A 12,870-nucleotide genomic window follows, 5' to 3' on the forward strand; every position below is an offset into this window, starting at 1 on the left:
AAATGAAAAACATCAGCTATTAGGCTGATGTTTTTTTGTATTTACACACATAATGAATTTAAGGAATCATATTAATTAATGTGAAACTTAATCAATGTATTTAAACAAGCCTAATTTCACTGGTACTTCACTTAAAGACATTGGTTTAAGTAGCAGTTCCTTCGAGGCACGGAGTTACTCTAAATGGTAATGAGCACCGCACAGGCAGGCAAAGTAACGAAGAAAACGAGCGTTTTGCGGATAGTCTAAGACTACAAACGAATTGTAGTCCTTTTTTAGTAGTTAATAGGAACAAAAATAAGATCAAAGCAGGAAAGTAGTATCATATTAGAATAAAAATTTTAAAATATAGAGCACAAAATTAGAACTATTTTCATATATTACAAAAAAATAGGCCCTAAATTGTATAAAAAGTTTTTAATTTGCAAAACTGAATAATAAACGAAATTGTTTAATCAATCGTAAATTGCACTGGAAAAACACTAAGAGGAGGAAAAAAGGTGAATGGTTTATCAAAATGTATAGTTTGTGAAGAGAAAAAGGAACATGGCATTCATATTATTGAAGCATTCGTATGCGAAGAGTGTGAAAAGAAAATCGTAAAAACTGAAACAGATGCACCAATGTACAATTCCTTTGTAGAGAAGTTAAGATGTATTAGTACGGTGAAAGAAGAAATTGCGAATTAGAGATTAGCATAAGCGTAATAGACTAATAGTAGTAGTCTAATAAGTTTTTGTAAGTTAAAATAAGATATAAAGTGAAGGACCGATTCTATATACAGGTACCTCTGCCATAATTTATTACTGTTTGGTTGCTTCTTTAGTGACTGAGCCTTTAAGTAATGGAGAGAACTTGTAAATATAATCGGTTTTTATATTGTCTATAAAATGTTGGTCTCAAATTAAGTAGTGTTATTAAAATGTCGAAAAATATGTTTGGTTTGTTTAATTAAAAATCCAACAAAAATATACTAGTATAACGATTCATACAAATAATATGCGTAAATTAAAGGAAGCGTTAAAGATGAATAAAATGCCATTACTAAGTGCACTGAAACAGTTTGTTAATAAAGAAACAATATCTCTACATGTTCCAGGTCATAAAAATGGAAAGCACAATTTTATAAATGAATTAGGATTACCAAATATATTAAATTATGATGTGACGGAATTAAACGGATTAGATGACTTACATTATCCTTCAGAGGTGATCAGTGAGGCTCAAAAGATGTTGGCCAAAGTATACAAAGCAGAAGAAAGTTTCTTCTTAGTAAATGGTTCAACTGTGGGGAACCTAGCTGCAATTTTAGCCTTATGTGGCGAAAATGACGAAGTATTGGTACAACGCAATTGTCATAAGTCAATTTTTCATGGTCTTTTACTTGCTGGAGCAAAGCCTATATTCTTGCCATTAGATATTGATGAAGAATTAGGACAACCACTTGGGGTAAATACTGAGCAATCTATAAATGTAATAAAAAATTATCCAAAAGCAAAAGCAATAATTTTAACAAATCCTAATTATTATGGAATGTCCCAGAATTTAAAAAATATAATTGAGTTCGCCCATAAAATGGAGATCCCAACGATAGTTGATGAGGCTCATGGGACACATTTTATAATTGGGGCACCTTTTCCAGAGGACGCGCTCTCTATGGGTGCCGATATTGTCATACAGTCAGCACATAAAACTTTGCCCGCAATGACAATGGGCTCGTATTTACATATAAAATCAAAATTTGTTTGTAAAGATAAAGTAAGAGAAATGCTGAGAATGCTACAAAGTAGCAGTCCTTCTTATCCAATCATGGCTTCCTTAGATTACGCAAGGAGTTTTGTCGAAACATTTTCTTTTGATAAAGTGAAAATACTTCAAAAGAAAATTGCCGAATTTATTAAAGAAGTTAATGATTTATCTAGCTTACAAATTGTTACGTCAAGTCGTATAAACTATACACAAGACTTACTAAAAGTAATCGTAAAAAGTAAAAAAGGACATACCGGTAAACAATTACAGGAAATGTTTGAAAATGAGGGAATCTATTCAGAGCTATCAGATTGGGGACATGTTCTGTTTATCCTTCCGCTAGATGAAAGAATTGATTTTAATGACCTTATTATTCGAATAAAAAAAGCAACTGAATCTATGGTATATATTGAAAATAAACAACCTAAGCTTAACGCACCTAATTTTACGAGTACAGTTTTACATAGCTACGCTGACTTAAAGAAAAAAAGGAAGTTGGTAAAAGATTTGGCAGATTCAGTAGGAGAAATCTCTGCAGAAAATATTGTTCCTTATCCACCAGGAATTCCGATTTTACTAAAAGGTGAACTAGTTACTACTAAGCATGTTGATTATATTCATGATGTATATCAATATGGAATGACGATTCAAAATTTGATTGAAGATAAAAATTTACAAATTGAAGTATTGATTTAGGAGGAAACACACTTGAAATCTTTATTCATTACATTTGAAGGACCAGAGGGTGCAGGGAAAACAACAATTATAAATATGATATCGGAGGAACTTCGTAAAAGAAGTGTAAATTTTATCTCTACCCGCGAACCAGGTGGTATACGTATCGCTGAAAGTATAAGAAATATTATATTAGACACAGAGAATGTTGAAATGGACAAGCGTACGGAGGCACTACTTTATGCTGCTGCAAGGAGGCAACATTTAGCAGAGAAAGTAATCCCTGCATTAGAAGAAGGAAAAACCGTGCTATGTGATCGATTTGTAGATAGCTCGCTTGCATATCAGGGTGTCGGTAGAGGGATCGGAATAGATGAAATTTATAATATCAACCAATTTGCGATCGATGGTTTAATGCCGGACTTAACAATTTACTTTGATTTAGACCCTAAAGTTGGACTAAATAGAGTTCATCAAGCAGATGAGAGAGAAATCAATCGACTGGATTTAGAAGAACTAGATTTTCATTTAAAAGTTCAAAGTGGATATGCTGAAATCATGAAGAGAGAACCATGGCGCTTTAAACGAATTGATGCATCAAACTCGATCGATCGAGTATTTAATGATACTTTAAAAGTCATTTTAGAAAAAATAGAAGAAATTTAATTATTTACAAAAATTGATTACATGAACAATAAAATGACGGAACTGGTATAATAGAAGAAAGAATACTTTCGAAACTTAACTGAAAATTATTTGCATCAATAGATAAAAGTTGGCCAAAAGCTAGGGCGATTTAATTGGTAAAATGATTTTAAAAAAACGATCCATTTTAAAAATATCATTGATTAATTTATAGATATGAGTAGGTGTAAACATGAAAACATCTTGGGAGAAACTAAGCGAGCGTCAGCCAGTTGCTACAAAAATGTTAAAAAATGCAGTAATTAAGAACAGGGTAGCTCATGCTTATTTATTTGAGGGCCCAAGAGGAACTGGTAAACGAGAACTTGCATTATACTACACAAAAGTATTACTATGTGAGAATGTAAGTGGCGCTACACCTTGTGGAACTTGTCGTAATTGTAAGCGTGTCGATTCTGGTAATCACCCAAATGTTTATGTAATTGAGCCTGAAGAAGCCTCTATAAAAAAACATCAAATTCAACAATTACAAGAAGAATTCTCTAAAACAGCTGTTGAATCGAATCGAAAAATTTATATAATAGACCATGCTGATCGAATGACGACAAATGCAGCTAATTCTTTATTGAAATTTTTGGAAGAGCCAGTCTCAATTACAACTGCATTTTTATTAACTGAACAAGTACAACAAATTTTGCCAACGATACAATCTCGCTGTCAATCAATCCATTTTAATCCATTACCAACAAAATACTTTGAAGAACATTTAGTTAATATCGAGCTCCAATCAAACTTAATACCATTATTAGCAAGATTAACAAATAGTGAGGCAGTCGCACTTCAAATTGCTGAAGAAGAATGGTTTGCACAAGCTAGAGATTTAGTGATAGAATTATATGAAGCATTATTAACGACAAAAAAAGATAGTCTTCTAGTCATACAACAAAATGTTTCTCGTCATTTTGATACGAAGGAACAGTTACAAATGATGCTTGATATGCTTGTATTAGCCTTTAAAGATATGCTATATATATATGCTGAGCAAGATCAAAACGTTGTTTTTAAAAATGAAGAACTATTAATGAGACAAGCATTAAATCGTATTTCATTAGAGAAAATAACCACTTGTTTAGAAATCATCCTTTTTGCTAAAAAGCGCTTAACATCAAACGCAAATATGTTAATGGTTTTAGAGCAAATGATTATAGAACTACAGGAGGGATTGTAGATTGTGTACGAAGTAGTCGGAGTACGTTTTAAAAAAGCAGGTAAAATCTATTATTTCGACCCAAATGGATTAGCAATCCCTAAAGATACTTTTGTCATCGTTGAGACGGTGAGAGGGATTGAATTTGGAAAAGTAGTTGTACCAAATAAAAAGGTCGGAGAAAATGACGTAGTCCTTCCGTTAAAAAAAGTTATGCGATTAGCTGATGAGCATGATCGTATGATTGTTGAAGAGAATAAACAATCAGCTAAAGAAGCTTATGAAGTTTGTTCTAGTAAAGTTATGCAACATGAACTAGATATGAAATTAGTTGATGTCGAATACACGTTTGACCGAAATAAAGTCATCTTTTATTTTACAGCAGATGGTAGAATAGACTTTAGGGAATTAGTAAAGGATTTAGCTGCAGTATTCCGTACTCGAATTGAATTAAGACAAATAGGAGTACGTGATGAAGCTAAAATGCTTGGTGGGATTGGGCCTTGCGGTAGAATGTTGTGTTGTTCAACGTTCTTAGGTGATTTTGAACCAGTATCCATTAAAATGGCTAAAGATCAAAACCTTTCTCTAAACCCAGCGAAAATTTCAGGACTTTGTGGCCGATTAATGTGCTGCTTAAAATATGAAAATGACGAGTATGAGGCTGCAAAAGAACAACTTCCAGACTTAGAGGATATCATCAAGACAGCAGAAGGTCCTGGAAGAGTAGTAGGATTGAACATCTTAGAACGAGTTATTCAGGTAGAATTGATCAAAAAAGAACGCGTTGTGGAGTATACCCTAGATGATTTAATTCACGAGGGAGTCGTGTCAATACAAACCACAGATTAAGAGGTGGTAAGATTGGACAAGAAGAATATATTCTTATCTCTTTCCAATATGGAAGAACAAATTCAAGATTTATCAACACAGCTTAGTGATTTAAAACAATATATTGCTGAGCTACTAGAAGAAAATCACTATACGAAAATTGAGAATGATCACTTGCGAGAAAGATTAGGTCTAAATAAACGTATAGAAGAAAAAGAACAAATAAAAGACTCAAAGAAGAAAAAGGTACAAAAGGATAAGGATCTTGGGGAAGGCTATGATAATTTAGCAAGATTGTACCAAGAAGGTTTCCATATTTGTAATCTACATTATGGAAGCGTACGTCATGGTGAGGACTGTCTGTTTTGTTTATCCTTCTTTGATAAAAAGTAATGGTAGGCTATTCCGGAAGAAGCGAGCGATTACCTTTTTAGATAACAGCTAGTAAATAAGCTGGTTAAAAAGGTAAAGTTTGCAGGTTCCAAATGGAATAGCTTCTTTTTATGTATTGCTAGTTAATTGTTATACGATTAGGCAATGCTAAAAGATAATATTGGTGTGAATTTGAAAGGAATTAATTATGCTTAAAGGTGACGAACGCTTAGATTACTTATTAACCGATGATATGAGGATTATTCAAAGTCCATCTGTTTTTTCATTTTCATTAGATGCAGTTCTTTTATCCAATTTTACATATGTCCCGATCCAAAAAGGTACAATTGTTGATTTATGCTCTGGAAATGGAGTTATTCCATTGATGCTACACCGAAGATCTAAAGCAAATATAATTGGTGTAGAAATACAAGAGCGATTGTATGATATGGCTAAAAGAAGCATTGAATATAACAAGTTAGATGAAAAAATATCAATGATTCATGATGATTTAAAAAATGCACCTGATAAAATAGGTAGAGAATTTGTAGATGTTGTTACGTGTAATCCACCATACTTTCAAGATATTCCGACTTCTGAACAGAATATGAATGAGCATTATGCAATAGCGAGACATGAGATTAAAACGAATTTAGAAGAAGTAATTAATGCAAGTAAACAACTTTTGAAGCATGGTGGAAAATTGGCCATGGTTCATCGTCCAGGACGTATGTTGGATATTGTTACAACAATGCGTAAACATGGTATTGAGCCGAAAAGAATTCAGTTTGTCTATCCAAAAATGGGTAAGGAAGCAAATACACTTTTAATTGAAGGTATTAAAGGCGGTAAGGCAGACCTTAAAATTTTGCCTCCGATTTACGTATATGAGGAAAATAACGAGTATACGACTGAGTTAAAGGAAATTCTATATGGAAGATCATAAACACTATTTATATGTGCTAGAATGTTCTGATGCAACTTTCTATGCAGGGTATACAACAAATATTGAGCGTAGGGTAAAACAACACAACGATGGTAAGGGTGCAAAATATACGAGAGGTAGAACACCTGTAAATTGTATATTTTTTGAGGAATACCCAACTAAAAGAGAAGCGATGCAAGCGGAATACGCTTTTAAGCAATTATCAAGAGAAAACAAAGAACGATATATGAGAGGAGGAACGAGCAATGATTAAAAGTCAAAAGAGCTTCTTAAATGAAGAATTAGGCTGTCTTTATTTAATACCAACACCTATTGGCAACTTAGAAGATATGACGTTTAGAGCGGTACGAATACTTAAAGAAGTGGATTATATTGCAGCGGAGGATACTCGTAATACGAAAAAGCTTTGTAATCACTTCGAAATACCAACGCCATTAGTAAGTTATCATGAGCATAATAAAGAAAAAGCAGGATTAAAGCTTGTTGAAGATATAAAACAAGGATTAAAAATTGGATTAGTAAGCGATGCGGGAATGCCGTGCATAAATGACCCAGGTTATGAGCTTGTAAAGCTTTGTTTAGAAGAAGGTATTTCTGTCATTCCTTTACCCGGTGCAAATGCTGCATTAACATCTTTAATATCATCAGGACTACCTACCGATTCATTTTTATACATAGGATTCTTATCACGTCAAAAGAAAGATAAGAAGAAGCAATTGGAACCGTTAAAGGGGCAACGTAGTACAGTCATTTTATACGAGTCTCCACACCGGTTAAAAGAAACATTACACGTTATTCTTGAAGTATTAGGTGACAGAAAAATTGTACTTTGTAGAGAATTAACAAAGAAGTTCGAAGAGTTTTTACGAGGAACAGTTAGTGATGCAATAGACTGGGCAACGAATGAAGAAGTACGTGGAGAGTTTGTAGTTGTTTTAGAAGGGGCATCTGAAGAAGATGTGAAGAACAATGAGGAGTGTTGGTGGCAGGAACTATCCATTAACCAGCATGTCGATTGGTACATAAATGAAAAAAATGAAAAAAGTAAAGATGCAATAAAACTTGTTGCGAAGGATCGTTCATTAAATAAAAGGGACGTCTACGCGGAATATCACGAAATTTAATTTGGTTTAAAAATGAAGTTAGGCTGTCTTATTTATTTGTAATTCTCTACTCATTTTTACTTGCTTTTTATTTAGAGAATGCAATTAAAATAGGCAGCCTCTTCAATTTAATTATTATCAGCTATAAATTGTTCAATCTCGAATTTTAGAAGCTCTGCACCTTTTTTACTTAACACAATTTTGCCATCAGCAACCTCAAGATTATTTTGAGAAATTTCTCCAGTCATCATACAAGTCATATTTGGTTCATACTTTTTTAGGATAATTCGATCATCCTGAACAAATATTTCAAGTGTGTCTCTTTCAGTGATATTTAGTGTTCTTCTAAGTTCAATGGGAATTACTACACGGCCAAGCTCGTCTACCTTACGGACAATTCCTGTAGATTTCATAATTAATCCTCCTATATAAAGTTTTTATGAAAATAAATGTACTATGTAGTCCAAAAGAAAGAGCTACATAATGCTACTATGCCAAAATGGGTTAATTAAAGAGAAAATGTATGTATATTTATGAGAAATAATAGAAATAGATGTTACTATTGTGTAAAATTTAACTTATAAAATAAGTATGAAGTTGTAATAGTAGATGAGGGAATGCAGATAACTCATTTTTCATTTTATAATGAAATGCAAAATCATGCGAATAATTTAGTGTCAATATTTAGAAATTTTTGAAGGAGGATTTTTGGTCAATGAGTAATAAAACTTTTTATATTACAACCCCAATATATTATCCGAGCGGAAAATTACATATAGGTCATGCTTATACGACTGTTGCTGGGGATGCAATGGCTAGATATAAAAGACTTCAAGGTTTTGATGTTTTTTATTTAACGGGTACAGATGAACATGGTCAAAAAATTCAACGAAAAGCTGAGGAATTAAATGTCTCGCCTCAAGAATATTTAGACGATATCGTTGTTGGAATTAAGGACCTATGGACAAAATTAGATATTTCATATGATGACTTTATCCGTACGACAGAAAATAGACATAAAGAAATTGTTGAAAAGATTTTCAAGCAACTACTTGATCAAGGTGATATTTATTTGGATGAGTATGAGGGTTGGTATTCTGTACCGGATGAAACATACTATACTGAAACACAAATTGTAGATCCTCTATATAATGAAGAAGGAAAAATTATTGGTGGAAAGAGCCCAGATAGCGGTCATCCAGTAGAGCTAGTTAAAGAAGAGTCATACTTCTTTAAAATGAGTAAATATGCTGACCGATTACTGAAGTATTATGAAGAAAACCCAGAATTTATTCAACCTGAATCAAGAAAAAATGAAATGATTAACAATTTCATTAAACCAGGTTTAGAGGATTTAGCTGTCTCACGTACTTCATTCGACTGGGGTGTAAAAGTACCTGGTAATGCTAAACACGTTATTTATGTTTGGATTGACGCTTTATCTAACTATATTACAGCGTTAGGTTATGGTTCAGATAATGAAGAAAACTATAAAAAATATTGGCCAGCGAATGTTCATTTAGTTGGTAAAGAAATTGTACGTTTCCATACGATTTATTGGCCGATCATGTTAATGGCATTAGACTTACCATTACCTAAAAAGGTCTTTGCTCACGGATGGTTATTGATGAAAGACGGCAAGATGAGTAAATCAAAAGGAAATGTTGTAGATCCAGTAGTATTAATCGACCGATATGGCTTAGATGCTCTAAGATATTACTTATTACGTGAAGTTCCTTTTGGATCAGATGGAATTTTTACGCCTGAAGGATTCGTTGACCGTATTAATTTTGATTTAGCGAATGATCTAGGTAATTTATTAAATAGAACAATTGCAATGATCCAAAAATATTTTGATGGTAATATTCCTGCAGTTAATGGAACAGTAACAGCTTTTGATGAAAATCTTCAACAAGTAGCAAAAAACACGAAAGAAACTGTGGAAGCAGCAATGGAAAATATGGAGTTTTCAGTTGCATTAACAAATATTTGGCAGTTCGTAAGTCGTACAAACAAATATATTGATGAGACACAGCCGTGGGTACTTGCTAAAGACGAGAGCCGTGTAAAAGAACTAGCTTCTGTAATGGCACATTTAGCTGAATCTTTACGCCAAGTTGGGATTTTATTAAAACCTTTCTTAACTCAGACTCCAGCGAAAATTTTCACTCAGTTAGGACTAGTTGATGAAAAGATTCTTTCATGGGACAGCCTGAATGAATTTGGAGCAATTCAAGAGGATACGAGAGTACAAAAGGGTGAACCAATTTTCCCTCGTTTAGAGACAGAGGTTGAGGTTGCATATATTAAAGAACAAATGCAAGGTACTGTAAAACCAGTGGTAGAAGAGAAAGTGGAAGAAACTGTTCCTGAAATTACAATTGATGATTTCTTTAAAGTTCAACTAAAGGTAGCTGAAGTAAAAGAAGCTGGTGCAGTAAAAGGAGCAAAAAAACTTCTAAAACTTCAATTAGATTTAGGAAATGAATCAAGACAAGTTGTGTCGGGTATAGCGGAATACTATAAACCAGAAGACTTAATTGGTAGAAAAGTGATCTGCGTAACGAATTTAAAACCTGTTAAGCTTAGAGGGGAACTATCCGAAGGGATGATCCTTGCAGGAAGTATTGAAGGTAAGCTATCACTTGCAACAATTGATCAATCATTACCAAACGGTACTATTATTAAATAATGTTACTAGGAAAAGTATTTCGTGTAAAAACTAACATGAAATGCTTTTCTTTTTTAATTTGTTTTACTGAAATAATTGTTGCATTGTGCAGAAAATTGTAAAAATATCGTAAGAATCACAAATATGATAATAATTTGTTGATTTATGGCAGGTGTTAACAAGTTATTGTTAAAAAATGTCATTATATGAAGAAAATATTACAGATTGATTACAATAGTAAACTAAAAAAATTATCTGAATTTGGTTATAAAAAGTAAGAAAGTCTTGATATGACATGGAATTAATTTAAAACATCTTTAAAAATTTATTAGAAATTGCTTAATTTTGACCGTTTCTTTTTGTAACGGAATTGTTAACTGTGCGTTAGGTAAGAAATTTAACGGTATGCTAGACTAAATCTCAGATGAGCAAAGGGGAAGTAAAAATGCTTTTTGATACACATGTACATTTAAATGCAGATCAATACAAGGAAGACCTTGAAGAAGTAATTAGTAGAGCTCTAGAAGCAGGAGTTGTTCATCAAGTAGTTGTTGGCTTTGATCGTCCAACAATTACGAAAGCTATGGAATTAATTGAGAAATATGATTTTCTTTATGCAGCTATTGGCTGGCATCCAGTTGATGCAATTGACGCAACAGAGGAAGATTTTGAATGGATTAAGGAATTATCAAAACATCCTAAAGTAGTAGCAATTGGTGAAACTGGATTAGATTACTACTGGGATAAGTCACCAAAAGAAATCCAAAAAGAAGTATTTCGCAAACAAATTCAATTAGCAAAAGAATGCGGACTACCGATTGTCATTCACAATCGAGACGCAACAGAAGACATTGTAACTATTTTAAAAGAAGAAAATGCATCAGAAGTAGGTGGCATCATGCACTGCTTCGGCGGAAGTGTGGAAACTGCAATAGAATGTATTAAAATGAACTTCTATATTTCATTAGGAGGACCAGTTACATTTAAGAATGCAAAAAAACCAAAAGAAGTAGCGACAGAAATTCCGTTAGAAAATCTATTAATCGAAACGGATTGTCCATACTTAACACCACATCCGTATAGAGGAAAAAGAAACGAACCTAGCTATGTATCACTTGTTGCTGAAGAAATTGCACGTTTAAAAAACATATCAGTTGAAGAAGTTCAAAAACGAACTTTCGAAAATGCGTGTAATATTTTTCAAATTAACAAATGATCTCATGAACTAGTACGAATACATAATATTCGTCACAGTTCACGTATGAAGAGTTGAAGAATTTGTCGAAAGAAAACTCTTCTACTTCTAAATCTAGTAAACATACATTCAGTAGAGTAGAAGCACTAGTTAATAGGTTTGGAGCTAGTCAATCTTTTTTCTCAGGCGAAAAGGAGGAGTAAAATCGTGATAGACGCGAATAGGTTACTTTCTAGACTTGGGAGTAGTAAAAAACTAGCAGTACAACTTGCAGGAGCTTTAGTTTTCACTGGATCAGTAGGTACAGGAGCATATGAGGGACTTAAAGAACAAGTAACTCTTGAGGTAGACGGGAAGGAACAGGTTATTCAAACACATGCAAACACTGTGGCTGAATTATTAAAAGAACAAAATATTAATATTACGAATGCAGATGAAATATATCCGTCAGCCAAAACGAAAATATCAGATGATATGGATATTACGGTTCATTTAGCGAAACCTGTTAAACTTACGATCGATGGGCAAGAAAAAGTCATTATGACAACTGCTCAAACGGTAAAGGAATTATTAAAGGAACAAAATATTAAGATCAATCCTGATGATGTTATAATGCCTGCACTGTCAACACCGTTAGAGGAAAATGGTAAGGTATCTTACGAAAAAGCATTTCCTATGGTATTAAATGACGGAGGAGTTTCTAAAAAAGTATTTGCAACTTCGACTACTGTCGCTGACTTTTTAGAAAAGCAGAACATTACATTAAACGAATTTGACCGAGTTGAACCAGGTGCCGGCGAAATGATCAAACAAAATGATACAGTTCGAGTTATCCGTGTCGAAAAAGTCAACGATGTGGTGGAAGAGCCTGTAGATTTTAAAGAAAAAGAGCAAAAAGATTCTTCTATGTATAAAGATGAATCTTCGGTCATTTCAGAAGGTGTAAAAGGACTTGTTAAACGTAACTTTGAACTGATTAAAGAAAATGGTAAAGTAGTTTCTAAAACGCTAGTTGATGAAACTATATTAAAAGAACCAGTTGATCGAGTAGTTGCAGTCGGAACAAAGTCTGTACCAACATCAAGTGCATTAGTGAAATCTAGTGCGCCAAAATCAAGTAGTAAGGTAAAAGAAATGTATGTTGAAGCAACTGCATATTCACCTTATGATGCTGGGATGTCTGGTATAACAGCTTTAGGTATTAATATTCGTAAAAATCCTAACACGAAACTGATTGCAGTTGATCCAAAAGTTATTCCTTTAGGATCTAAAGTTTGGGTTGAAGGATATGGCGTTGCTATTGCTGGTGACACTGGTGGAGCAATTAAAGGCAGAAGGATCGATATTTTAATGCCTACAAAAGACGATTGTTTTGATTTTGGTCGTCGTACAGTAAAAATTCGTATTATTAGTTAATATTTTTAAAATAGATCGTTGATTGAGTGAAAGTAGAAGGATAAGTCCTTCTGCTTTTTT

At 33.2% G+C, this 12,870-nt stretch carries 13 protein-coding genes; 12 read left to right on the forward strand and 1 reads right to left on the reverse strand.

The window, feature by feature from the left end; all coding sequences use genetic code 11:
* Positions 1-500: 500 nt before the first annotated feature.
* The 9 genes from EP747_RS22185 to rsmI all read left to right on the forward strand — a co-directional run bounded on the left by EP747_RS22185 (position 501) and on the right by rsmI (position 7,549).
* Positions 501-689, forward strand: coding sequence for a sigma factor G inhibitor Gin (locus tag EP747_RS22185; protein ID WP_129692178.1), 189 nt, complete (start codon positions 501-503; stop codon positions 687-689).
* 337 nt (positions 690-1,026) lie between these two features.
* Positions 1,027-2,445, forward strand: a complete 1,419-nt coding sequence (locus EP747_RS22190; RefSeq protein ID WP_165347223.1) for an aminotransferase class I/II-fold pyridoxal phosphate-dependent enzyme — start codon at positions 1,027-1,029, stop codon at positions 2,443-2,445.
* A 12-nt stretch (positions 2,446-2,457) separates the two neighbouring features.
* Positions 2,458-3,090 (forward strand): dTMP kinase, encoded by a 633-nt coding sequence (gene tmk / locus EP747_RS22195; RefSeq protein ID WP_129692180.1) that lies wholly within the window; start codon positions 2,458-2,460, stop codon positions 3,088-3,090.
* Positions 3,091-3,301: 211 nt separating this feature from the next.
* Entirely contained in the window at positions 3,302-4,297 is a 996-nt protein-coding gene (gene holB / locus EP747_RS22200) for a DNA polymerase III subunit delta' (RefSeq protein WP_129692181.1), read from the forward strand.
* A gap of 3 nt (positions 4,298-4,300) precedes the next feature.
* Positions 4,301-5,128: a PSP1 domain-containing protein gene (locus EP747_RS22205; protein WP_097979278.1), complete on the forward strand. Its 828-nt coding sequence runs from the start codon at positions 4,301-4,303 to the stop codon at positions 5,126-5,128.
* Positions 5,129-5,140: 12 nt separating this feature from the next.
* On the forward strand, positions 5,141-5,500 hold the full coding sequence (gene yabA, locus EP747_RS22210) for a DNA replication initiation control protein YabA (protein WP_069033942.1): 360 nt from the start codon (positions 5,141-5,143) through the stop codon (positions 5,498-5,500).
* A 184-nt stretch (positions 5,501-5,684) separates the two neighbouring features.
* Positions 5,685-6,425 carry a tRNA1(Val) (adenine(37)-N6)-methyltransferase gene (locus tag EP747_RS22215; RefSeq protein WP_129692182.1) on the forward strand — a complete coding sequence of 247 codons (741 nt, stop codon included), beginning with the start codon at positions 5,685-5,687 and terminating at the stop codon, positions 6,423-6,425.
* Positions 6,412-6,678 (forward strand): GIY-YIG nuclease family protein, encoded by a 267-nt coding sequence (locus EP747_RS22220; RefSeq protein WP_129692183.1) that lies wholly within the window; start codon positions 6,412-6,414, stop codon positions 6,676-6,678. Before EP747_RS22215 ends, EP747_RS22220 begins: the two co-directional genes overlap by 14 nt.
* On the forward strand, positions 6,674-7,549 hold the full coding sequence (gene rsmI, locus EP747_RS22225) for a 16S rRNA (cytidine(1402)-2'-O)-methyltransferase (protein WP_129692202.1): 876 nt from the start codon (positions 6,674-6,676) through the stop codon (positions 7,547-7,549). Before EP747_RS22220 ends, rsmI begins: the two co-directional genes overlap by 5 nt.
* A 107-nt stretch (positions 7,550-7,656) precedes the next feature.
* On the opposite strand, the gene EP747_RS22230 is transcribed toward rsmI, so the two are convergent.
* On the reverse strand, positions 7,657-7,941 hold the full coding sequence (locus EP747_RS22230) for an AbrB/MazE/SpoVT family DNA-binding domain-containing protein (RefSeq protein ID WP_069033946.1): 285 nt from the start codon (positions 7,939-7,941) through the stop codon (positions 7,657-7,659).
* 302 nt (positions 7,942-8,243) lie between these two features.
* On the opposite strand from EP747_RS22230, the gene metG reads away from it, so the two are divergent.
* The 3 genes from metG (at position 8,244) to EP747_RS22245 (ending at position 12,810) form a co-directional block, all read left to right on the forward strand.
* The gene (metG, locus tag EP747_RS22235) at positions 8,244-10,220 is read left to right on the forward strand and encodes a methionine--tRNA ligase (protein ID WP_129692184.1); all 1,977 of its coding nucleotides are present in this window, start codon (positions 8,244-8,246) and stop codon (positions 10,218-10,220) included.
* 424 nt (positions 10,221-10,644) lie between these two features.
* A complete protein-coding gene (locus EP747_RS22240) occupies positions 10,645-11,415 on the forward strand; it encodes a TatD family hydrolase (RefSeq protein ID WP_129692185.1) in 771 nt (256 codons plus the stop codon).
* A 186-nt stretch (positions 11,416-11,601) separates the two neighbouring features.
* Entirely contained in the window at positions 11,602-12,810 is a 1,209-nt protein-coding gene (locus EP747_RS22245; protein ID WP_129692186.1) for a G5 and 3D domain-containing protein, read from the forward strand.
* The last annotated feature ends 60 nt before the right edge of the window (positions 12,811-12,870 follow it).

Source organism: Gottfriedia acidiceleris, assembly GCF_004138285.1.
GTDB classification, from domain to species: Bacteria; Bacillota; Bacilli; order Bacillales; family Bacillaceae_G; genus Gottfriedia; species Gottfriedia acidiceleris_A.